This is a genomic window from Paraburkholderia sp. BGA-UO-ETr-F21 (assembly GCF_059567925.1).
In genome coordinates this window covers 700,272-723,643 of record NZ_JCAQOY010000037.1, presented here as the reverse complement: position 1 = coordinate 723,643, position 23,372 = coordinate 700,272, and the positions used below count along the sequence as shown (strand labels likewise).

The following is a 23,372-nucleotide window of genomic DNA, read 5'->3' as shown; positions in this document are numbered from 1 at the left end:
CACCATGAAATCAAACTTTTATCTCTCCGCTCACCGTGTCACGCTCGCCGGCGTGACGGCCTTCTCGCTGTTCGGCGCGAGCTTCGCGCACGCCGACGTCGATACGAGCAAGAGCACTGTCATTGCCACCACGAAGCAGATGAACGTGCCCGTCGACGGCAAGTTCAGAAAGTTCTCGGCGCAACTGACTTTCGATCCGGCCAAACCGACCGCCGGCAGCGCCAATGTGTCGATCGACACGGGCAGCTACGACCTCGGCGCCGACGACTACAACAAGCAGGCCCAGGGCAAGGAATGGTTCGACAGCGCCGCCTACCCGGCCGCGACCTTCGTCTCCAGCGCGATCGCGCCGGCGGGCGGCAATCAGTACAAGATCACCGGCAAGCTCACCATCAAGGGCAAGTCGCAAACCGTGGTGGTGCCCGTCACCATTGCAAGCCAGGGCGCCACGCAAACCTTCGACGGCGCATTGCCGATCAAGCGCTCGCAATTCGATGTCGGCACCGGCGAATGGAAAGACACCTCCGTGGTCGCCGACGAAGTCGTCATTAAATTTCACCTCGTCGCTTCGAAGAAATAACCCCGACACCGAAGCGTCGCCACACTTTCTGAAACCTGGAGAACACCTTGAAGAAACAACTTTTGCTCGCCGCAGGCGCGCTGGCCGCCGCATTGTCCTTTAACGCCATGGCAGCCGACACGTACCAGCTCGACCCGACGCACACCTACCCGAGCTTCGAGACCGACCACTTCGGCGGCATTTCGGTCTGGCGCGGCAAGTTCAAGAAGAGCAGCGGCAGCGTGGTGCTGGATCGCGCGGCGAAGACCGGCACGGTGGACGTGACGATCGACATGAGCTCGGTGGATATCGGCAACGACAAGCTCGACGCGGAACTGGTCACGGACAAGTTCTTCGACGCCGCCAAGTATCCGACCGCAACCTACAAGGGCACGCAGATCCGCTTCGACGGCGACAAGCCGGTGGAAGTGATCGGCACGCTGACGATGCACGGCATCACCAAGCCGGTCAATCTGAAGATCGAATCGTTCAAGTGCTTTGTCAACCCGATGCTCAAGCGTGAAGTGTGCGGCACGGAATCGACCGCGACGTTCAATCGCGACGACTTCGGCGTCGACTTCGGCAAGGCCTACGGCTTCAAGATGCAGACCACGCTGCACATTCAGGCCGAAGGCATCAAGCAGTAAACCGCTGCCTTTTCAGGCCGGCGTCAGGCGGTTGCGGCAACCGGTCTCTGTACCGGCATGTCGCCGCAACCCGCCCCTACCTGTGTACGTCGGCCGGTTCCGTCGCTCAGCCGCTCACGAGCGCGCGGAACGTATCCACGCTTTCCGTGTAATTCCCCGTCTGACCATTCGCTGTCACCGTAATGCCGACCGTCGACGCGTCTTTCGGCGTGATGGTCTCGACGGTATCGCTCGTCGACAACTGGATTACGCCCGCCTGCACGTTGCCGCCGCTGATCGTGACCGGCGTCGGCGTCGTCACGCTGAAGGCGATCACAGCGTCCGCCACGTTCACATTGATATTGCCGCTCGTGCTGAGGGTGTCGGTGACCGGATCCGTGCCGTGCACGCGCGAGTAGGTCAGCGACGTGATCGTGATGGTGCCGCTCACATTGCCCGAACCCGCCGGCTGCGAACGCTCGAGCGTGACCGTCGGCGCGCTGGCGGTGGTGGTGGTCACACCCGTCTTCGCGTCATAGCTCATCGTGAAGCTGACCGTGCCGTTCACCACAGTCGTGCTGCTGCCGGAGGTGAGTGTCAACGCATTGGCGGTTTCGACGGCGCTGTACGACCAGTCGTTCGACGCATTGCCGACCACACCCCGCGAACTCTGAATCTGCACACTCACCGCGCCTGTCACGGAAGCGCTGTTCGATACGCCGGGCGCCTTCACCTGACCCACGCATTGATTGAAACTGACGGTCGCGGTTTCGCCGCTCTGCAGACCGCTCGCACCGGCGCTCTGCGCGGCCACGCTGATCGAGCCGCCTACCGGGCAAGCGGTCGTGCTATTCGGCGTACCGGCCGTGACACCACTCACCAGCGACTGCACCACCGAGGTATAGATCACCGCGACGCCCGGCCCGGACAGCATGCCGAACGCGCCGGCATAACGGGCGACGTGCTCGCTTTGCACCGCCGACGACAGTTTCAGCACGTTGCTGCTGGTGCTCGTGCTACCGCCGCCCGAGCCACCGCACGCGCTCAATAAAACCGTTGCGGCCACAACGACTGCGGCGCCGAACGATCGCGAGGTTTGAGACGAAAACATAACTGCTCCAGATCCAGAAAAGCCGGTCGCGCACACGATCACGACCCACGCAAGACGAAGCGCGATGCGCTCCATTTATCAGATGAATAGACCTGTTTTTTCGAGTGCCGTGTGCGTGGCGAACGGGTCTTCTGCGGATGTGATTATCGAAGCGGCAGCCACGGTTCGATTCATCGAATAGCCCTTGAAAACAGGGCTATTTTTCATGTCGCGTGCGATTCAATCGCGTGTTCGGCATGTTTTACGCGTCATAAATTCCGTTTTCTCCGGAGCTCAAAACTTGAGCGAGAAGAGCTGCCATAAATACCCGCTATTCATGCGTTTGAACCGCTCGGTTAAACCGTAAAGTCGCCAGCACGGAAATAATCCTTTGTCGGGAGACTGTGCGGTGAAACTGGTAAAAAATGCGGCTGTGGTCGCGGTGTTGGCGACGATGATGGTGGGAACAGCACAGGCGCAGGAGATGTATGTGCATGGCGGATCGCTCGGCGCCGGTGTAGGCGCGGCACTGCCGCTGAGTTCATGGGCGGGCGTTCACGCGGAATTCGAAGGCTTCGGACTGTCGCATTCGGTCAACGTCAACGAGAACGAGTACGACGGCCATCTCAAGCTCTTGCAGGGCGGCCTGTACCTCGACCTGTTTCCGTTCAGCTCCAGCGGTTTTCGCGTCACGGCCGGCGCGCTGATCAACGACGACGAACTGAGCGCCCACGCCGTGCCGAACGCACAGGGCAACTACAAGATCGGCGACGACTATGTGCCGGCCGTGGCCGACGCGCCGTCCGCCACGGTCACGCTGCCGCGCGTCATGCCCTATCTCGGCATTGGGTACGGCCATAAGCCGGTTTCGAAGGGATTCGGTTTGACGTTCGATCTCGGCGTCGCCTACGGCCGTCCGCGCACTACCTATAACGTGCCGGCGATCTATTCGATGTTCACCACGCAGGCAAATATCGACGAGCAGGAACGCAAGATCAGCGACAAGGTGGAGCGCTACAAGGTTTATCCGGTGCTGCAGATCGGCGTGAGCTACCGCTTCTGAGCAGTCCTTGCGGCGGCAGAGCAAGGTAGTATTACGGTTTGGCCTTTGTTGCCATCCGTTTTCTCCATCCCATGAGTTCTGCAGGCCGCCACATCGCGCACCTCGACATGGACGCGTTCTACGCGTCCGTCGAACTCTTGCGCTATCCGGAATTGCGCGGCCAGGCGGTGGTGATCGGCGGCGGCCGCAGCGGCGTGCCGCAAACGCTCGAAGACGGCACCCGCCGTTTCGCGAGGCTGCGCGACTACGCGGGCCGTGGCGTGGTGACCACCTCCACTTACGAAGCCCGCGCACTCGGCGTGTTCTCGGCCATGGGCATGATGAAGGCGGCCATGCTCGCGCCGGACGCCATCCTGCTGCCCACCGACTTCGACTCGTATCGCCACTACTCGCGCCTCTTCAAGGCGGCGGTCGCCACCTTCACGGACCGTATCGAAGACCGCGGCATCGACGAAATCTATATCGATCTGACCGACGTGCCGGGCGAGCCGCGCGAGACCGCCGCGCGCATCAAGCAGGCGGTCAATCAGGCCACCGGACTCACCTGCTCCATTTGCGTGGCGCCGAACAAGCTGCTGGCGAAGATCGGCTCCGAACTCGATAAACCCAACGGACTCACGATCCTCACGCCGGCCGATGTGCCGCTGCGCGTGTGGCCGCTCGCCGTGCGCAAGGTCAACGGCATCGGGCCGAAGGCCGCGGAAAAGCTGACCGCGCTCGGTCTCGCCACGGTCGGCGATCTGGCGGCGGCAGATGCGGGACTGTTGCAGGACCACTTCGGGCGCAGCTACTCGGCGTGGCTCATGCAGGTCGCGCAGGGCCAGGACGAGCGGCCGGTGGTGGTCGAATCGGAGCCCAAGTCGATGAGCCGCGAAACGACCTTCGAGCGCGATCTGCATCCTCGTCACGACCGCCCGGCGTTGTCGAACTCGTTTACCGGCTTGTGCGTGCGGGTGGCGGAAGATCTGGTGCGCAAAGGCTACGTGGGTCGCACGGTGGGTATCAAGCTGCGTTACGACGATTTCCGCACCGTCACCCGCGATCTGACGCTGGATGCGCCGACCGCCGACGCCGCCGAGATCCGCCGCGCCGCAACCGAATGCCTGCGCAGAGTGGAATTGAACCGCAAGCTGCGGCTGCTCGGTGTGCGCGTGAGCGCCTTGAGCCCGGCCAACGCGATGCCGCCGCAAAGGCGGCTGCCGGTTCAGGCCGACTTGCCCTTCACCAGCGACGAATAATCCGCCGGCCCGGCCGCGGCGCTTGCGTTCGCCCGCACCGGCCGCATGCCGGCTTCGACCGGCAGCGCCGCGACCGAGAACGCAAAGGTGTTGATGCCGTGCGCGCTTTGCGCCGACACCTTACCGCGATGCATCTCCGCAATCGCTTTCACGATCGCGAGACCCAGCCCGTGGTTTTCGCGGCTATTGGTGCGCGAGACCTCCGCGCGATAAAAACGGTCGAACAGATGTTCGAGCACGTCCGGCGAAATCGGTGCGCCGGGGTTGGCCACCGCGACGCGCACCTGATCCTCTTCATTCACGATCGTCACGTTGATCTCCGCGCCGGGCTCGCAATGCTGGATGGCGTTCATCAACAGATTCGTGCAGGCACGGCCGAACAGCGAGCGGTTCACGCGCGCCACGGCGTCACCGCGCAATTGCGCATGCACTCGCGCTTCTTCGAGCGGAATCTCGAGAAACTCCAGCGTGTGCGCGGCTTCCGCGGCCAGCGACACTTCGACCAGACCGGTCGCCCGCTCGCCCTGATCGGCGCGGGCGAGGAACAGCATGTCGTTGATGATCGCGCGCATGCGCTCGAATTCTTCGAGGTTCGATTGCAACGTATGGCGCAGATCGTCGACGGAACGATTGCGTGTCAGCGCCACTTCCGTCTGGCCGATCAGAATCGTCACCGGCGTGCGCAGTTCGTGAGCCACGTCCGCATTGAACGATTCGAGGCGGCCGTAGGCGCCGTCCAGCCGCTCGAGCGCGCCGTTGAAGGAATTCGCCAGGTCGCTCAATTCGAGCGGCAGCGCGGCCGTGTTCAGACGCTGCGAGCGATTGTTCGGGCTGACGGCGGACGCGTCGCGCGTGAGACGCGTGAGCGGCGCGAGACCGAGCCGGGTGACGGAGTAGCTGAGCAACAGGACAGCAAGACTGCCGAGCGCCGACAGCGCGGCGAGTGCCGAGCCGAACACGCGCATGGTGCGCACGTTGGGCGAGTAGCTCGCGGCCACCTGCAATTGAACAGGCGGACGCGCGCCGTAGGCCGGGATCGTCACCGTGGAGGTGAGCATGTCCTGACCGCCGCCGGCCGGCGTCACGCGTGTATAGCCGCCCGGCCAGCTCGTCACCACCGGACCGTCCACCAGCTTGCCGTAATGGAAATAAGGATCGGTGCTCGACACCGCATAGACGGTGCTGCCGTCGTGCGGCGTCATGTCAGTGAGTTTTTCGCGTGCCATGCGCCATTTTTCCGGCGTGACCGCGTGATAGACAATGATGCGCGCAATCTGCGTGCGATCGTCGAGCGACTCGCGCAGATGATGTTCGAGCTGCGTGCGCAGCACCAGAAACAGCCCCGTGCCGACCAGCGTGAACACGAACAGTGCGACGAACGCGAACATCATGGCGAGGCGCCGGGCGATCGAACGGTTCATGACTGCTCCGCCTCCTCGCGCACTTCGAGCACGTACCCCATGCCGCGCACGGTGTGCAGCAGCTTGGAGGAAAACGGGCCGTCGAGTTTGGCGCGTAATCGTTTGATCGCGGTTTCGACCACGTTCGTATGGCTGTCGAAATTGACGTCCCAGACGAGTTCGGTAATCGCGGTCTTCGAGAGTATGTCGCCTTGCCGGCGCGCCAGCACGCTGAGTAACTGGAATTCCTTGGCGGTCAGGTCGAGGCGCACGCCGTCGCGGGTCGCGCGCCGGCCGATCAGATCGACGAACAGATCGCCCACGGAAATCAGCGTGGATTCCTGCGAACGGGTGCGCCGCGCCAGCGCGTGCAACCGTTCGACCAGTTCGAGAAACGAAAAGGGTTTGGTGAGGTAGTCGTCCGCGCCTTCGCGCAAGCCGCGCACGCGGTCGTTCACATGGTCGCGCGCGGTGAGCATGATGACCGGCGTCGATTTGCGCATGCGCAGTGCCTTCAGCACGCTGAAGCCGTCGCGTTTGGGCAGCATCACGTCGAGGACGATCACGTCGTAATCGAATTCGGTGGCCAGATGCATGCCTTCCTCGCCGTCGAGTGCGACGTCGACGACCCAGCCCTGCTCTGTCAAACCGGAGCGCAGGTAGTCCACCACCTTGTGCTCGTCTTCAACAATCAGCAATTTCATGCGCGTCCCCTTGTCTATGCATTATACGAAACGCCTCGCCGCCCCCCTGCGTCCGCGCCATTCATGATCCATCGGCTCACCGCGCGGGAGCCATTGCCTCCTTCGTGTCGCCGGGCTGCGTGTTCTTCGGCATGTCCGCCATATCCGCGCCGACGTCCCAGCCACCGCCGAGCGCCTTCACGAGCGATACCGACAGCGTCATCTGCTGGCCGTGAATCTGCACGTCCTGGCGCTCGCTGGTCAAGAGCGACTGCTGCGCCGTAATGACGTCGAGGTAAGCGACGAGGCCGCCCGAATAGCGGTCGTTGGCGAGCGCCAGCAGATGCTGCGCGTCGGTCACGGCCTCGCGCGACTGCCTGGCCGCGCCGTCCAGCACGGAGAGTCCGGTGATGCCGTCCTGCACCTGCTGGAACGCGGTGAGCACGGTCTGGCGGTAGTTCGCCTCGGTGGCCTTGTAGCCTTCGCTCGCGAACTGCACGTTGGCCGCGCGGCGGCCGCCGTCGAACAGCACCTGGCCGACCGCCGCGCCGAGCGTCCACATCAGCGTGGGCGCGCTCAGCAAGCTGGCGAACTGCGTGCTTTCCCAGCCAATGCTCGGTGTCAGCGTCAGACTCGGGAAGAACGCCGCCTTGGCGACGCCGATCTGCGCATTCGCCGCGGCCATCGCGCGCTCCGCCGAGGCGATATCGGGCCGCCGTTGCAGCACGTCGCTCGGCACGCCGAGCGGAATCGACGGCACCTGGACATCGACCACTTTGGGTGCGATCGAGAACTGCGGCGCGGGCACGCCGACCAGCGCGGCAATCGCATGTTCGAACTGCGCGCGCTGATTCAGGAGCAGTTGCGCCTGCACGCGTGTCGAGTCGAGCAGCGACTTCTGTTGCAGCACGTCGAGTCCCGACACCGAACCGAGATCGTGTTCCGTCGTGACGTAGTCGAGCGCCTTCTGTTGCAGTTTCACCGATTGATTCAGCACGTCGATCTCGGCGTCGAGTTCGCGCAGCGAGAAATAGTCGGTGGCGAGATCCGTGGTGAGAACGAGGCGCGCATTGGCGAGGTCGTCCGCCGATTGCTGTGCGGATGCCACCGAGCCTTCCACTTCACGCCGTATCCTGCCGAATAGATCGGTGTCGTAGTTGATGGTGGGGCCGAGCTGCACGTTGTTCTGCACGGTCGACGTGGTGGGCGTGCCGTAATTGGTCCGCGGGCGATCCTGCGAAATCCGGAAACGCGATGCCTGTGCCGCCAGATCGACTTCAGGAATCTGCTGCGCGCGGGTGTTCGCCCGCGTCGCCCTGGCTTGCTCATAGTGCGCGCTGGCCGCCACCAGCGTCTGATTCTGCGCGAGCGCCTGGGTTTCCAGCGTGGCAAGCGTCGGATCGTTGAACGCACTCCACCAGTCCGGCGAAATCGGCGCGTGCGACGGCACGGCCACGCGCCAGTACGAATCGGTTTGCCAGGTAGGCGGCACCTCGGCCTGCGGCCGCTGATAGTTGGGCCCGACCGTGCACGCGGCCAGCAACGCCGTGCCCGCGAGCGTCGTTATCGCACGCCCTGTGGCCACGCGCTTCACGACGCCCCCTTGCCGTTGGCCCGCGGCGGCTGGATCTGCACGTGATCGCCGTCCGCGATCGAATCGCTCGGGTTGATGATGACCTTGTCGTTGGCCTCGATCCCGCTTTCTATTTCGAGCGACTGTCCGAGGTCTTGCGCAATCACGATCTTATGCAACTGCACGTTGCCGTTCGCATCGACCACCGCGACGCGCGGGCCTTCGGCGCGGAACAGCAGCGCGTTGCCCGGCACCATCAATTGTGCGTGGGCGACGGAAGGCACCGCGACCTGCACGTAAGCACCGGGTCGCAGCTTGTCGTCGGGATTCGGCAGCGTCACTTCGACCTGCAACGAACGGGTGGGCACGTCGATCGCGCCGGACATGTGCGTGATGGTGCCGTGGAATTGCTGGCCCGGCAGTTCCGCCTGCGTCACCACCACCTTCTGTCCCACCGACACGTTTTGCGCGTACGCCTGCGGCAATTGCACATAGACACGCAGCGGGTCCGACTGCGCCAGCGCGAAGAGCGCGCGGCTCGTGCCGCTGCCCGCGTCGATCAGGTCGCCGACATCCACATTGCGCTGCGTGACCACGCCCGCGAACGGCGCGACGATGCGCTTGAACGATTCGAGCTGCTGCAGGCGCTTGACGTTGGCGTCGGCAGCGGCCAGGTTGGCGACGTCCTGCGCATACGTGCTCTGCCGTTCGTCGAGCTCCTGTTGCGAGACCGCGTCGCGCTGGCGCAATTGCTGCCAGCGGTCCAGCGAGCTTTTGGCGAGGCCGAGGCTCGAACTGGTTTGCTGACGCTGCGCCAAAGCCTGCGCGAGTTCCTGATCGATTTCCGGCGTATCCAGATCGGCGAGCAGTTGGCCCTGCTTCACGCGCGTGCCGATATCGGCGTACCAGTGCAGCAGATAACCCGTGGAGCGCGCATAGATCGGCGATTCGACATAGCCGCGCAGCGTACCCGGTAGCAGCGTATTGCCGCCGCCTTCGGTCTGGGTCGGGCTCACCACGTTCACGTACTGCGTGGCGTTCTGCTTCGTGGTCTCCGCCACCGAACGGTTTTGCATCACGTTCGCGATCACGGTGCGCAACGCCCCGACGGCGAGCAGCGCCAGCACGATCCAGACAGCGATTTTGGCGCGCTTCCATTCGCGATGGCGCGGCGGCAAGGCGTGGCCGCCTTCGGTCTCTCGCGAGGGAATCGCTAGCGATGCATGAGTTTTTTCGGTCATCTCAGTCAGCCATCTCAGTCAGCCGTCAATTAACTTTACGCGGGCTTGCCGGCGCCGCCATGGTCCGGCGTCGGGCCATCGTGGCCATCGCCGTGGGAGTCTGCGTGGTTCGCGCCGCCGTCGTCGCCATCGTCACGGTGGCGGCGTGCGAGCCGCGTGTGAATGGCCGCGAACACGAGCGGCACGAAAAACAGCGTGGACACCGTGGCAAACAGCAATCCGCCGATCACCGCGCGGCCGAGCGGCGCATTCTGCTCGGCGCCTTCGCCGAGACCGAGCGCCATCGGAATCATGCCGATGATCATCGCAAACGCGGTCATCAGCACCGGCCTGATCCGGCTCGCACCGGCTTCGAGCGCGGCGGTCAACGGCGGTGCGCCGGCGGAAAGCCGTTGGCGCGCGAACGACACCATGAGAATACTGTTGGCGGTAGCCACGCCCATCGTCATGATCGCGCCGGTCAAGGCCGGCACACTCAGATGCGTGCCCGTCAGGAACAGCATCCAAACAATGCCTGCGAGCGCCGCGGGCAACGCGCTGACGATAATCAGCGGATCGACCCACGACTGGAAATTCACCACGATCAACAGGTACACCAGCACGATCGCCATCGCCACGCCGAGTCCCAGCCCGAAGAACGAACTGCGCATGGTCTGCACCTGGCCGCGCACGGTAATCTGACTGCCGCGCGGCAGCGACGCGCGCATGTTGTTCACGAGCTGGTCGACCTGATTCGCCACGCTGCCCAGGTCGCGCTTCTCGACGCTCACATACAGATCGATCACCGGCTTGATGTTGTAGTGCGTGACTTCCGCGAACTGATTTTGCGGCGAGACCCGCACCAGGTTGCCTAGCAACTGCGTCGGGCCGTTGGCCGAACCCGACACCGGCGTGCGCAACAGTTCATCGATCGACGAGACCTGATACTGCGGCGTCTGCACCGCCACGTTGTATTCCACACCATTCTTGTTGTTGAACCAGAAACCCGGTGAGGTCTGCGAACTGCCCGACAGGGAAATGAGCACGTTCTGCGCCACGTTGCTCGCGCTCAGATTGAGCTGCTGCAAACGCGTGCGATCCATCTGAAGGTTGATCGCCGGTTCATCCAGCTTCTGCTGAATGTGGGTATCCACCGTGCCGGGAATCAGGCGCACCTGTTTCAGCAGCTTGCGCGCGACGTCGAAGTTGCCCTCCTGATTCGCGCCGGAAATCTGCACGTCCACGGCGGCGGGCAAGCCGAAGTTGAGAATCTGCGTGACGATGTCGGCCGGTTGAAAGAAGAACTCGACGCCCGGAAATCGCTGCGGCAAGATCGCGCGCAGTTTGTCCATGTAGATTTGCGACGGCTTGTGGTCTTCATTGAGCGCCACCTGGATCTCGCCGTCGAGCGTGCCGATCGTGCCCGCATTGCTATAGGAGAGGTTGATGCCGCTATAGGGCAAACCGAGGTTGTCGAGAATCGTGCCGAGTTCTTTAGCGGGCACTACCTCGCGGATCACATTTTCGACCTGGTCGGCCAGACGCGCGGTTTCCTCGATGCGGGTGCCCGTCGGCGCACGCATGTGCAGGCGAATGTCGCCAGCATCCACACTCGGGAAAAAGTCTTCGCCGAGCACGAAAATCAGGCCCATCGACACGACGCAAAAACCGAGAAACACGCTGCCGAACACACCACGGCGCACCAGCACACTGCTGAGTATCATGATGTAGCCGGCGCGCATGCGCTCGAAACCGCGATCGAAGCGGTGATAGATGCGCATGAACGGATTCGGTTTCGCGCCCTCTTTCGGCTTGTGCGCGTGCCCCATCAGTAGCATCGCCAGGGTCGGCACCAGCGTACGCGACAGAACGTACGACGCCAGCATGGCGAACACCACGGCCTCGGCGAGCGGCACGAAGAGATACCGCGCCACGCCGGTCAGGAAGAACATCGGCACGAACACGATACAGATACACAATGTCGACACCAGCGCCGGAATCGCGATTTCTCCCGCGCCGTCCAGAATCGCATCGTGCAGATTCGTGCCCATATGCAAGTGCCGTTCGATGTTCTCGATCGTCACCGTGGCATCGTCCACCAGAATCCCGACCGCCAATGCCAAACCGCCGAGCGTCATGATGTTGATCGTCTGCCCGAGTGCATGCAGCGCGATCAGCGAGGACAGGATCGACAGCGGAATCGAGATCGCGATGATGCAGGTGCTGCGCCAATTGCCGAGAAACAGCAGGATCATCGCCGCGGTCAGCGCGGCGGCAACCAGCGCCTCGCGCACCACGCCCTGCACGGCCGCTTTAACGAACACCGATTGATCGAATAGCGGCGTGATCTTCAGGTCCGGCGGCAGTGCCGCCTCAGCGCCCGGCAGCAGGCCACGCAGCGTGTTGACGATCGAGAGCGTCGACGCACTGCCGTTCTTGAGCACCGACATCAGCACGCCGCGATGGCCGTCCTGCCGCACGATATTGGTCTGCGGCGAGAAGCCGTCGCGCACGTGCGCGACTTCCCGCAGATACGTCGTGGCGCCGTTGAGCGTACGCACCGGAATATCGTTGAGCCCTTCCACTGTGGCGGGCGAGCCGTTCATGTTGATCGTGTATTCCTTCGGTCCGATCTTCGCCGTGCCGGTCGGCAGAATCAGGTTTTGCGCGTTGAACGCGCTCACCACGTCGGATGGCGTCAGGCCTTTGGCAAGCAATGCGCGCGTGTCCAGATCGACCGAGATCAGCCGCGATTTGCCGCCGTAAGGGTACGGCACGGCCGCGCCCGGAATCGTCACGAGTTGGGGACGCAGGAAGTTCAGCGCCGTATCGTTGAGCGCCTGCTCGGAGAGCTTCGGGCTCGACAGGCCGAGCTGGATCACCGGAATACTGGAGGCCGAGTAGCTGATCACCAATGGCGGCGTGGCGCCGGGCGGCATCTGCTTGAGCTGCGCCTGTTCGACGGCCACCGTCTGCGCGATCGCGGTCTGGATGTTCGCAGTCGGCTGCAGGAAAACTTTCAGGATCGTAATGCCCGCGAGCGATTGAGACTCGATGTGTTCGATGTCGTTGACCGTGGTGGTCAGGCTGCGCTCGTTCACCGACGTAATGCGGTTGGCCATGTCTTGGGCCGACAAGCCCGTGTAGGTCCAGATGATACTGACCACCGGAATATTGATTTCCGGCAGCACGTCGACCGGCGTGGTGAACAGCACGAATGGCGTCGCCAGCAAGATCAGAATGGCCATCACGATGAACGTGTATGGCCGTTTAAGCGCAACGTTGACGATCCACATTGAAACGTGCCCGAGAGAATGCAGGTAAGGGATAGGTGAATCTGCGCCTATGCTAGATCGATAGCACCAACGCCTGCATGGCGCGAAAATGGCGGAATTGTCAGGAAGGATAATGTAAGAAAACCGGGAGCTTGAGACGGGACGCAGTTTGCTGACAAGCAAACGTTTGATGCCCGAAGATAGGCGAGATTGATGCGCGCCTTGACGCGATGCTCCGCGCCGGCATCGCGGAACATCGCACAGATTGATTTGCGCAAAGCAAATACTTCACGCTTGTTGAAAGCTTAGTCGATTACTGTCCACTTGCCATTTCGCCGGCACTTTCAGCAGTGCCGGTTCTGGCGTTCAGTTCGGCTTCAGCGTGAATGGCCTGGGTTACCTGGCGAACAACGACGACATATCCGCGAACGCCTTGAACTCCAGCGCATTGCCCGACGGATCGAGGAAGAACATGGTGGCCTGCTCGCCTACTTCGCCCTTGAAACGCACGTGCGGCTCGATGATGAAGTCGATGCCCGCTTTCTGCAGTTTGTCCGCCGCAGCCTGCCACTGCGCCATCGAGAGCACCGCGCCGAAATGACGGACCGGCACGGCGTCGCCGTCGACCTTGCTGGTCTGACGGTGGCCGATTTCTTCAGGCGCGAGATGGGCGACGATCTGATGACCGTAGAAATTGAAATCGACCCATGCGTCCGAGCTGCGCCCTTCCGGACAGCCCAACAGGTCGCCGTAAAACTCGCGCGCGGCGGCAAGGCTATGAACAGGGAACGCCAGATGGAACGGCGGCAAGGCGGTGTCGGCAACGCTCATGATGGGGAAACTCGCTGATTGGAAATGGGTTGAACGTGCCGGCGCTCCATGCCACACGCGTAAGGCCAAGTTTAACCATGACTAAAAATGGTTAAAAACGATATATATTTGATCTGACCCACACCAAAATCGATCAATCGATCATGCTGAGCGAACTCAAGACCTTTATCGCCGTGAGTCAGTACGGCACGTTTTCCGGCGCCGGCGCGCGGATCGGCCTGACGCAATCCGCCGTGAGCGCGCAGATGCAGCGGCTCGAACAGGAACTCGGCTTTGCGCTATTCGACCGTACCGGCCGCTCCGCCACGCTCAACGACGCCGGCCGCGAAACGCTCGCGCTCGCCGAGGAAATGATGAGGCTATACGCCCGGCTCTCCGAACGCGGCGCAGGCGCGGCGGAAAGCGGCATGCTACGGGTGGGCGCCATTGCTTCCGCGCAAGTGTCGTTTCTCGCCGATGCGCTGGCGCGTTTTCGCGAAGACCGGCCCGGTTGGCGAATTCGCGTCGTGCCGGGCGTGTCGCTGGGCTTGCTGGGCCAAGTGGATTCCGGTGAACTGGATCTGGCCGTCATTATCAAACCGCCCTTCGCGCTGCCGTCCGAACTCGAATGGCGCACGCTCGTCACCGAACCGTTCGTGCTGCTCGTGCCCAAGGCGCTCGTGCGCGGCAAGGGCCACGCCCGGTCGTGGCGCGAGTTGTTGCGCAGCGAGCCGTTTATCCGCTACGACCGCACGTCGTTCGGCGGCAGACTCGTCGACCGGTTTCTGCGGCGCTCGCGGCTGAACGTGCACGATGTGATCGAACTGGATGAATTACAGGGGATCGTGCAACTGGTCGCGCGCGGCATCGGCGTGGCGCTGATTCCGGATAGCGCGGGACTCGGCAAGTGGCCCGCCAACGTCGCCGTGCTCGAACTCGGCGAGGCGACGTTTGACCGTGAGATCGGACTCGTGCAGCGTCCACGGCATAGCCGGCAGGCGGTGGCAGGCGCGCTCGCCGATTGCATCGGCATGGCGGCAAAAGCGTGAAGCGCTGCGCGTACGCATGATTGTGCCGTTGCGGGAGCGGTCAACTGTATCTGTGAGACTCGTGCGGCCGCATGCAGAATCCTCATTCGCGTGACGCATCCCGCTTTCCGCCCGTGTGCGCGCCGCACGGTTTGCCCGCCGCCGAGGTTCAGCCCATGACCGCCAGCCCCTTCCTCACCGCCGATGTCCTGATTGCCTACAGTGCGTACTTCGTCGGTACGGCAAGCCCCGGGCCGAGCAATCTTGCGATCATGTCGCTCGCCATGAGCGCGGGCCGCCGATCCGCGTTGACCTTCGCGCTCGGCGTGGTGTCGGGTTCGTTCTTCTGGGCGCTGCTGGCGTCGCTGGGTTTGTCCGCGGTGCTCGCCACGTACTCGGAATGTCTTGTAGCGATCAAGGTCGCTGGCGGACTGTATCTGCTGTGGCTCGGTTTCAAATCCGCACGCTCGGCCTTGCGCGCCGAGGCATTGCCCAGCGCCACAGCACGGCAGGACGCGACGCTCCAGCGCCTGTATCTGCGCGGGCTGCTGCTCCATCTCACCAATCCGAAAGCGATTCTCGTCTGGCTGTCGATCGTTTCGCTGGCCATGTCGCCCGCGAGCGGCACGTCGCACACCGCGCCGGTCGTGCTCGGTTGCATGTGCATCGGCGTATCGGTGTTCAGCAGTTATGCGGTGCTGTTTTCGACCGCTTCCGCACGGCGCATCTATGTGGCGATCCGGCGCTGGCTCGACGGCTCGCTCGCGATCATGTTCGGAATCGCCGGCATCAAGATGCTGACTTCGAAAAGCTGAGCGCGCTTCGAGACATCCACCGCTCTGCGATACTGTCGCCGTGACGACTGAAGCGGATAAGCGAACACGATGAGCGGCGGTAATGAAGTGAACCCGGCAACGCAGCGCTCGCCGCGGCAGAAGCGGTTCTATCTCGCGGGCATGGTCGCGCTAGTGGCCGGCGTGATCGCGGCGGCGATCATCTATGCGACAGCACCACCGCCGGACAGCGCCGTCTCCATGTACAGCATGGCCGATCCACGCTATCAGATCGAATTGCAGCGCATCGGCGGCAATGCGGCGGTGCTGATGGCGCAATTTCATCAATGGTTCGACGGGCTTTGGCACGGCACGGCGCTCGCTTATACGGTGGCCGTGCTAGGCATCGCCATCGCGGGCATGTGCTTCTTTATCGGCCATTTCTTCGCTGACGAAGAACCGCCACGCTAAAGCCATCACAGCTCGGCGCGAGCATGCGCTTGCGTGACCTCGCCTACCCGCCGGACGGGCTCACCACGCCGGCCGCGTGCAGCGCCTCGTGCAGGGTGTTGAAAATACAGCTTGCATCGATAATCGGCGTAATGCCGTGCCGGTCCATATCCGAGCGCAAATATCGGTTCACGCGCGCGAAGAAAACCTCGATGCCCTGGCGCTTCAGCGTCGCGCACAATTCGCCGACCGAGCGCGCCGCCGAATAGTCGATGTCGGTGATCGCGCTCGCGTCGATCACGAAACAACGCACTTTGCTGGGCGCCTCGTTGATCAGGCGGCGGGCGTCGTCGACGAAAAAGTGGTCGTTCGCGTAAAACAGATCGGCGCCGAAGCGATAGACGATCAGGCCCGTCGCGGTCTGCATGCCGGGTACGGCAGGCTCCGGAACCCAGACGCCGTTGTCGCCGGGAACGAGAATCATAGTGTGCGGACGGTAGCTGTGCCGCACGTGACGCAGCAGCGAGAGCGCCACCGCGACCAGGATACCGTGCTCGACGCCGATCAGCACCACCGCCGCCGCGGTGAACACGGCCAGCGCGAATTCACCCGGGCTTTCGCGGCGAATCGCAAACAACGTCTTCAGATTGATCAGACCGATGGCGATCGTAAACACGATGCTGGCGAGAATGCAGTGCGGCAGATACTGCAGGAATCGGCTGAAAAACAGCAGCACCGCGACCACCACCGCCGCGAACACAAGCTGCGCGAACTGGCTGCGCGTGCCGGCGAGATCCGCCATGGCGGTTTGCGTCGGGCTGCCGTTCACCACGAACGCGCCTGAAAACGCCGCCGCCGCGTTGGCTGCGGCGATGCCCAGCAGATCGGCATTGGTGTCGACCGATTCGTGATAACGCTCGGCGAACACGCGACTCGCGGCAGCGCTTTGCGCGACGATCATCACGAAGCAGGACGCCGCGACGGGCAGAAGATCGAGCGCCTGCTGCCATGTCACCGACGGCATGCGCAGCGGCGGCAGCCCACCCGCCACCGGGCCGAGTACGGCGATACCGTGGGCCGAAAAACCGTAGAGATCGCTTCCTGCGATACCCGCCACCACCGCGATCAACGGCACCGGCACGCGTGGCTGAATGCGCTTGAACGTCAGAATGGCGCCGACCACCAGCAGCGAAATGGCGAGTGTTGGTGGATGGATTTGCGCTGCTCCGTGCACCACCAGCATCAGCTGATCGACGCTGCGCGAGGCGCGGCCGGGCACGCCGGACATGTCGCCCAGCATGCTGATACCGACCTGCACACCGACACCGGCGAGAAACCCCACCAGCACGGTGCGCGACAGGAAGTCAGCCAGAAAGCCCAGTTTGAAAATGCGCGCGACGAACAGCAATGCCGCGGTCAGCAAGGCAACCATCGCGGCAAGCGCGGCATAGTCGGCGCTGGAGGGCGGCGCCATGGTGGAAAGCCGGCTTGCGAAAATAGTGGCGGTGGCGGAGTCGGCGGCCACGACGAGGTGCCGCGAGGCGCCGAAGAAGGCAAAGGCGATGAGTGGCAGAAAGACCGTGTAGAGGCCCGTCACGGCCGGCATGCCGGCAATGCGCGCATAGCCCAGCACTTGCGGAATATCCATCGACGCAAGCTGCACACCGGCTAGCGCATCGCGCGCCGCCGCAGCACGGTTCAGGGGGAGGACGCCCTTCAGCACGCTGACGCGCGCCGTGACATTCGCCAGAAAATCTCGCATACGCGATACTGCCCTAATCTTGGGTTATCGCGCATCGTGCCGCGACTCGGCACTCAAAGGCAAGACTTGTCGCGAGATCGGCTCAACAAAACCGCACTCCCCAGCACGCGGTTCAGCGGTGCTGCAGGAAACATCCGACCAGCGGATTCAACGCTTGAATTGTCCCGTCACCGGATCGACGTGCCGCGCGAAACCAATTAACGCGGCGATGCCGATCGGGCAGGCAATGAAGAACACGGCCAACATCTCACACCCCGTAACAAAATGTTACCGACAAGTCTACGTGATTGGCCTGCGAATTGAATGAGGGAAAACGGCAAATCAGTGTATCGGCAATTACAACAATCTCTTGAGTGTCCGCTTTCGCGTGCGGCGAAAATATGGCAGAAAATGCGGCATAAAGCGCGGGAAACCGTATGTTGCACGAGACGTTTCGATACGCAAACGCTTGCGCATTTCTCCCAGTTCGACACTGTCAGATCAGCTTTTCCGTGGCGACACCTCGCAATTAGACGGACGCTTCTACAAGCTATTGCGGCGAACACGCGTTGGAGACTTTCAGGAGTGATGCGATCGGGCTCGCGCCCAAGTCGGTACCGCGCCCATGCTTTTTACGGTCTCCCCGTATAATCCGGCATGAACCGAATCCCGCACCACCCGCCCTCGCAACCGGCCGCTGCTCCCCGCCGCGCTGCCCGCCGCCCTTCGGCGGTCGCATGAAAACCCCGAAACGTCTGGTCCCGCTGGTCGAAGAAGGTCTGATCGACGAAGTCATCTCCCAGCTGATGAGCGGTAAGGAAGCCACCGTCTACGTGGTGCGCAGCGGCGACGCCACGCGCTGCGCGAAGGTCTACAAGGACGCCAAACAGCGCAGCTTCCGCCAGGCCGCCTCCTATCGCGAAGGCCGCAAGGTCAAGAACAGCCGCCAGCAGCGCGCCATGGAAAAAGGCAGCCGCTATGGCCGCGAAGTGCAGGAACAGGCCTGGCAGAACGCCGAGGTCGACGCCCTGTTCCAACTCGCCAATGCGGGCGTACGTGTGCCGCAGCCTTTTATCTGCACCGACGGCGTGCTGCTGATGGAGCTGGTGACCGACGCGGACGGCAATGTTGCACCGCGTCTGAACGACGTCGAGATGAGCGAGGAACGCGCGCTCGAATTGCACGCGCTGCTGTTGAACCAGGTGGTGCGCATGCTGTGCGCCGGCATGATTCACGGCGACCTGTCCGAGTACAACATTCTGCTTGCCGCCGACGGCCCGGTCATCATCGACCTGCCGCAAGCGGTGGACGCCGCAGGTAATCTCGAAGCGCCCGCCATGCTGGAGCGCGATGTCAACAACCTCGCCACGTATTTCGGCCGCTTCGCGCCGGGCTTGCTCGACACCCACTACGGCAAGGAAATCTGGGCGCTCTACGAAGCGGGCGCGTTGCATGTCGACACCGCATTGACCGGCCGCGTCGAAGCGGACACCACGCCGATCGATCTCGAAGCCGTGCTGCAAGAACTCGAAGATACGCGGCTCGACGAAGAAGCTCGCCTGCGCTATGAGCAGTCGCTGCGCAGCGGCACCTGAGTGTGTGCCGCCAACGGCAGCGGCATGGAGCGGCGGTCGCGCTTAGCAGCAACGGCGTGCAGCAGTTCGCCGCTGCGCGATCCGGCTACCGCGTACGGCCCAAATGTGCAGCGTCGATGGCACCGGCCGCCACACCCGGCGCCGGCCCCACCGATTTGCGCATCGTCACCGTCACCGGAAACTCGCGGAAAATCTCCCACGTGGTCCGATAGCACTGGTTGACCAGCCAGCGCACGGCATTCTGCGTCAGCTCGGCCGTTGGAATATGCACCGATGTCAGCCCGGGCGCGGCGTAAGCAGCCGAGTAATCGTCGTCGTAGCCGATCACCGAGACCTCGTCGGGAACGGCAATACCCGCCTGGTGAAAACGCGCCAACGCGCTCACGGCCATCGTATCGTTCGCGCAGAACACGCCCGTGAAGCGGCGTTTCGCCTCGAGCAATTTTTGCGCGGCAGCGTAGCCGCCTTCCGGTGAGAAATCCGATTCGATCAGCGTGACGTCGTCGCGCGCAATGCCCTCGCGCGCCAGTTCGGCAAAGAAGCCTTCCAGGCGGGTCAGGTTGTCCGACGCGGTAAAAGGCCCGGAAATCACCGCGATGTCACGGTGCCCATGATCGAGCAGCGTGCGCGCCGCCAGCTCGCCGCCACGGTGGTGGTCAGCGCAAAACGACGCCTCCGGCAACTGGTCGAACGCGCGGTTCAGGAACACCATTTTCGGATGCATGCGGTGCAGCATGATCAGATCCTCGTCGTGCAGATCGTGACTGATCACCACCACGCCGTCGCAATCCCGGCCGATCAGAAAACGCACCGCCTCGATCGCCTGTTCACGCGGCGACACTTCTCCGCAGCCGGTCGCCACCACCACGTGACGGCGTACCGCGCGCAGTTCGGTATCGGTCTGCTTGAGGATCGTGCCGTAGTAGGAGCCGAAGAAAGTCGGCACGAAAAGGCCGACCATGCCGAGCGACTGCGTAGCCATGGCGCGGCCGATGGAGGACGGCCGAAAGTTCAGCTGCTCGATGGCCGCTTTCACGCGAGCGGCGGCATCCGCCGAAATCGGCCCTTTACCGGAAATGGCGCGCGAGGCAGTCGACATGCCCACGCCGGCCAGTGCCGCGACATCTTTGAGTGTTGCCACGCGGTTCTCCGTCAAGCATGTTGTATTTGGAGCGACGCCGCGTGCCGGCGCTACAAACGCGCGCCGCCCGCTTCGTCGAACAGAGAGACATGTGTGCCGCCGAACGAGAACGCCACGGTGTCCCCCACCGCGACCGGCGTCTTCGTCTGGTCGATCGACGCGACCTGAACTCCATGATAGTCGAGCCAGATGACGCGGTGGTTGCCCATCGGCTCCACCAGCGAAACTTTTGCGCGTTCGCTCGCGCCCTCGCCCACCCTCACGTCTTCGGCCCGCACGCCGAGCACGCACGGCAATGCATTTGCCGGCGTGGACTTGAACGGGTACGCAGAGACGTCGAGCCGCCCATGCTCAGAGCAGAAATGGACGCTGCCGTCGCGTGTTTCGAGCGTGCCCTTGAGCAGGTTCATCGCGGGCGTGCCGAGAAACGTGGCGACGAACAGGTTGTCGGGGCGCGCGTAGACTTCCGCGGGTGTGCCGAACTGCTGGATCACGCCGCCGCGCATCACCGCCATGCGGGTCGCGAGCGTCATCGCCTCGACCTGATCGTGCGTGACGTAGATCATCGTCGCGCCCAGACGTTGATGCAGTTGCTTGAGTTCGCGGCGCAGTTCGGTGCGCAATTTGGCGTCGAGGTTCGAGAGCGGTTCGTCAAACAGGAATACGTCGGCTTCGCGCACGATCGCCCGGCCAATCGCCACCCGCTGCCGTTGGCCCCCTGAAAGCTGCGCCGGCTTACGCTTGAGCAGCGGCCCGAGTTGCAACATCTCGGAGGCCCGCGCCACGCGCCGCGCAATCTCCGCCTTCGGCGTGCCGTTGATGCGCAGGGCAAACGACAGATTGCGCTCCACGCTCATGGTCGGATAGAGCGCGTACGACTGGAACACCAGTGCAATGCGCCGGTCTTTCGGGTCGGCCCAGGTCATGTCTTCGCCGGCAATCTCGATGCTGCCGTCACTCACGTCGATCAATCCGGCGATGCTGTGCAGCAAGGTAGATTTGCCGCAGCCCGACGGCCCGAGCAGTACGACGAATTCGCCGGCCCGCACGTCGAGATCGAGGTTCTCGATCACCGTGTTCGCGCCCAGCCGGATGGTCAGATTGCGCACGGCCACGTTGGCCGGTGTCGCGAGACCCGCCGCGTCCACCGCCTCGGGACGGGTCGCCACGCCCGCCACGTCGGCCTCGCTTGCGACCGGATTGACCAGCGCGTTTGCCGGATTAGCCACGTTTGTCATTGCCCTATCCCTTGACGGCGCCGGAGGCGATCCCGCGCACGAACCAGCGGCCCGAAACGAAGTACACCGCGAGCGGCACCATGGAGGTCAGAATGGTCGCCGCCATATTGACGTTATAGAGGCGCTCGCCGGTCGTCGTATTGATGATGTTGTTCAGTTGCACCGTCATCGGCAGATTCCTGGTGCCGGCGAACACGAGGCCGAGAATGAAGTCGTTCCAGATGCCCGTGACCTGCATGATGACCGCCACCACGATAATCGGCACGGACATCGGCAGCATCAGTTGCACGAAGATACGCCAGAAACCGCCGCCGTCGATGCGCGCCGCCTTGAACAGTTCCTGCGGAATCGACACGTAGTAGTTACGGAAAAGCAAGGTCATCACCGGCATGCCGAAGATGGTATGAATCACCACGATACCCGGCAGTGAACTGAACAGGTGCACGCTCGCCAGCACCCGCACGAGCGGATAGACCATCACCTGCACGGGGATGAAAGCGCCCATCAGCAGCACGCCGAACAGCAGGCCCGCGCCGCGCGGACGCCAGAACGACAGTGCATAGCCGTTCACCGCGCCGATCGCGATCGACAGAACCGTGCTCGGCACGACAATGCGCACCGAGTTCCAGAAACCGACCTGAATGCCGTTGCAATCGAGCCCGGTACACGCGGACTGCCACGCAGCGCCCCACGCGCTGAGCGTGAAATGTGCGGGGAACGCCAGCAGATTGCCCAGACGAATCTCGCTCATCGGTTTGACCGAGGTGACGAGCATTACGTACAAGGGCAGCAGGAAGAATAGCGCCGCCGTCAGTAAAAACGCGTAGACGCCCAGACGCGCGGGGGTGAATATCGCACGGCGGCGGCGGCGCTGCGGAGCGCGGCGCGGCGTACCGTCTTTGAGCGTTGGACTGAGCGTGTTCATCACCTCTCCTCGTGCCTGGCGGCGCGGCTGCGCGCATAGAAGAACGGCGCGAGGATCGCCAGCACGGTCGTCAGCAAAACGATCGACGCCGCCGAAGCAAGCCCGATATTGGCGCGGCCGAATAGATAGTCCATGATGAACTTCGCCGGCACTTCGCTCGCCGTGCCGGGGCCGCCTTGCGTCATCGCGACCACAGCGTCGTAGAGCTTCACCACCATCACGAACAGCAGCACGAAAGCGGTGGAGAACGACGGTCCGAGCATCGGCACGACAATGCTCGCATACACCCGCCAGCGCGGAATGCCGTCGATGCGCGCCGCCTTCCACAATTCGTCGTCGATGCCGCGCAGGCCCGCGAGCAACAACGCCATCACGAGACCCGAGGCCTGCCACACCGTGGCGATCACGATGGTGTAGATCACCCGGTCCTGATCGACGATCCAGTCGAAGCGCGCGTGCGCGAAACCGAGCTTGTGCAGCACGGCCTGCGCGCCGAGTTCCGGGTTCAGGATCCATTGCCACACGAGCCCCGTCGCCACGAACGACATTGCATACGGATAGAGAAACACCGTGCGCAACGCGCCTTCGGCGACCACGCGTTGATCGATAAAAATCGCCAGCAGCAAGCCGATCACCATGCACGCCACAATAAAGCACGCGCCATAGATCACGATGTTTTGCAGCGACAGCAGCCAGCGGTCGTTATTGAACAGCCGCGCGTATTGCGTGAAGCCCGCGAAGTCGCCGGAAGGAAACGTGCGCGAATTGCTGAGCGACACGCGCGCGGTCCACACCATCGTGCCGAGATACGCGAACACCACAGTCAGAACCATTGGCAGCAACGCGAGCCACACCGCGAACGGCAAACGCTTTTTGAGCGGCTTCTTCAGCCGCGCTTTTTGCGCCTTCGACCCGGCTGCCGGCAACTTGAGCGCGTGCATGCC

General features: G+C 63.1%; 20 protein-coding genes. 8 read left to right on the top strand and 12 right to left on the bottom strand.

Annotated elements, in window-relative coordinates; all coding sequences use genetic code 11:
- Positions 1-4 precede the first annotated feature (4 nt).
- Both AC57B1_RS26925 and AC57B1_RS26920 read left to right on the top strand, forming a co-directional pair.
- Complete coding sequence (locus AC57B1_RS26925) at positions 5-580, top strand: YceI family protein (protein WP_496419185.1); 576 nt, start codon at positions 5-7, stop codon at positions 578-580.
- Between the two features lie 47 nt (positions 581-627).
- Complete coding sequence (locus AC57B1_RS26920; RefSeq protein WP_408348259.1) at positions 628-1,206, top strand: YceI family protein; 579 nt, start codon at positions 628-630, stop codon at positions 1,204-1,206.
- 106 nt (positions 1,207-1,312) lie between these two features.
- On the opposite strand, the gene AC57B1_RS26915 is transcribed toward AC57B1_RS26920, so the two are convergent.
- The gene (locus AC57B1_RS26915) at positions 1,313-2,296 is read right to left on the bottom strand and encodes a hypothetical protein (RefSeq protein WP_496419184.1); all 984 of its coding nucleotides are present in this window, start codon (positions 2,294-2,296) and stop codon (positions 1,313-1,315) included.
- Positions 2,297-2,729: 433 nt separating this feature from the next.
- Between AC57B1_RS26915 and AC57B1_RS26910 the strand changes: the two genes are divergently transcribed.
- Complete coding sequence (locus AC57B1_RS26910; protein WP_408348474.1) at positions 2,730-3,338, top strand: hypothetical protein; 609 nt, start codon at positions 2,730-2,732, stop codon at positions 3,336-3,338.
- Positions 3,339-3,409: 71 nt separating this feature from the next.
- Positions 3,410-4,576, top strand: coding sequence for a DNA polymerase IV (gene dinB, locus AC57B1_RS26905; RefSeq protein ID WP_496419183.1), 1,167 nt, complete (start codon positions 3,410-3,412; stop codon positions 4,574-4,576).
- Here dinB and AC57B1_RS26900 read toward each other — a convergent pair.
- The 6 genes from AC57B1_RS26900 to AC57B1_RS26875 all read right to left on the bottom strand — a co-directional run bounded on the left by AC57B1_RS26900 (position 4,543) and on the right by AC57B1_RS26875 (position 13,558).
- Complete coding sequence (locus tag AC57B1_RS26900; RefSeq protein WP_408348252.1) at positions 4,543-5,997, bottom strand: heavy metal sensor histidine kinase; 1,455 nt, start codon at positions 5,995-5,997, stop codon at positions 4,543-4,545. The genes dinB and AC57B1_RS26900 overlap by 34 nt on opposite strands.
- On the bottom strand, positions 5,994-6,680 hold the full coding sequence (locus AC57B1_RS26895) for a heavy metal response regulator transcription factor (RefSeq protein WP_091802526.1): 687 nt from the start codon (positions 6,678-6,680) through the stop codon (positions 5,994-5,996). The genes AC57B1_RS26900 and AC57B1_RS26895 overlap by 4 nt, the downstream gene beginning before the upstream one ends.
- Before the next feature lie 76 nt (positions 6,681-6,756).
- Complete coding sequence (locus AC57B1_RS26890; protein WP_496419182.1) at positions 6,757-8,253, bottom strand: efflux transporter outer membrane subunit; 1,497 nt, start codon at positions 8,251-8,253, stop codon at positions 6,757-6,759.
- A complete protein-coding gene (locus AC57B1_RS26885; RefSeq protein WP_408348246.1) occupies positions 8,250-9,473 on the bottom strand; it encodes an efflux RND transporter periplasmic adaptor subunit in 1,224 nt (407 codons plus the stop codon). The genes AC57B1_RS26890 and AC57B1_RS26885 overlap by 4 nt, the downstream gene beginning before the upstream one ends.
- 35 nt (positions 9,474-9,508) lie before the next feature.
- A complete protein-coding gene (locus AC57B1_RS26880; protein ID WP_408348243.1) occupies positions 9,509-12,748 on the bottom strand; it encodes an efflux RND transporter permease subunit in 3,240 nt (1,079 codons plus the stop codon).
- A 375-nt stretch (positions 12,749-13,123) separates the two neighbouring features.
- Positions 13,124-13,558 carry a VOC family protein gene (locus AC57B1_RS26875; protein ID WP_408348240.1) on the bottom strand — a complete coding sequence of 145 codons (435 nt, stop codon included), beginning with the start codon at positions 13,556-13,558 and terminating at the stop codon, positions 13,124-13,126.
- Positions 13,559-13,701: 143 nt separating this feature from the next.
- On the opposite strand from AC57B1_RS26875, the gene AC57B1_RS26870 reads away from it, so the two are divergent.
- The 3 genes from AC57B1_RS26870 (at position 13,702) to AC57B1_RS26860 (ending at position 15,809) form a co-directional block, all read left to right on the top strand.
- Positions 13,702-14,586, top strand: coding sequence for a LysR family transcriptional regulator (locus AC57B1_RS26870; protein WP_408348237.1), 885 nt, complete (start codon positions 13,702-13,704; stop codon positions 14,584-14,586).
- A 155-nt stretch (positions 14,587-14,741) separates the two neighbouring features.
- Positions 14,742-15,380 carry a LysE family translocator gene (locus AC57B1_RS26865; protein WP_496419181.1) on the top strand — a complete coding sequence of 213 codons (639 nt, stop codon included), beginning with the start codon at positions 14,742-14,744 and terminating at the stop codon, positions 15,378-15,380.
- Positions 15,381-15,449: 69 nt separating this feature from the next.
- The gene (locus AC57B1_RS26860; RefSeq protein ID WP_091802544.1) at positions 15,450-15,809 is read left to right on the top strand and encodes a hypothetical protein; all 360 of its coding nucleotides are present in this window, start codon (positions 15,450-15,452) and stop codon (positions 15,807-15,809) included.
- A 43-nt stretch (positions 15,810-15,852) separates the two neighbouring features.
- Here AC57B1_RS26860 and AC57B1_RS26855 read toward each other — a convergent pair whose 3' ends face one another.
- Positions 15,853-17,550, bottom strand: a complete 1,698-nt coding sequence (locus AC57B1_RS26855) for a SulP family inorganic anion transporter (protein ID WP_496419180.1) — start codon at positions 17,548-17,550, stop codon at positions 15,853-15,855.
- Between the two features lie 716 nt (positions 17,551-18,266).
- Between AC57B1_RS26855 and AC57B1_RS26850 the strand changes: the two genes are divergently transcribed.
- Complete coding sequence (locus AC57B1_RS26850; RefSeq protein ID WP_496419179.1) at positions 18,267-19,124, top strand: PA4780 family RIO1-like protein kinase; 858 nt, start codon at positions 18,267-18,269, stop codon at positions 19,122-19,124.
- Positions 19,125-19,209: 85 nt separating this feature from the next.
- On the opposite strand, the gene AC57B1_RS26845 is transcribed toward AC57B1_RS26850, so the two are convergent.
- The 4 genes from AC57B1_RS26845 to AC57B1_RS26830 are packed head-to-tail and all read right to left on the bottom strand — an operon-like array spanning position 19,210 to position 23,369.
- A complete protein-coding gene (locus AC57B1_RS26845; RefSeq protein WP_408348227.1) occupies positions 19,210-20,265 on the bottom strand; it encodes a LacI family DNA-binding transcriptional regulator in 1,056 nt (351 codons plus the stop codon).
- A 50-nt stretch (positions 20,266-20,315) separates the two neighbouring features.
- Complete coding sequence (locus AC57B1_RS26840) at positions 20,316-21,503, bottom strand: ABC transporter ATP-binding protein (protein WP_496419178.1); 1,188 nt, start codon at positions 21,501-21,503, stop codon at positions 20,316-20,318.
- A gap of 4 nt (positions 21,504-21,507) precedes the next feature.
- The gene (locus AC57B1_RS26835) at positions 21,508-22,428 is read right to left on the bottom strand and encodes a carbohydrate ABC transporter permease (RefSeq protein ID WP_408348221.1); all 921 of its coding nucleotides are present in this window, start codon (positions 22,426-22,428) and stop codon (positions 21,508-21,510) included.
- On the bottom strand, positions 22,428-23,369 hold the full coding sequence (locus AC57B1_RS26830; RefSeq protein WP_496419177.1) for a carbohydrate ABC transporter permease: 942 nt from the start codon (positions 23,367-23,369) through the stop codon (positions 22,428-22,430). The genes AC57B1_RS26835 and AC57B1_RS26830 overlap by 1 nt, the downstream gene beginning before the upstream one ends.
- Between the last annotated feature and the right edge of the window lie 3 nt (positions 23,370-23,372).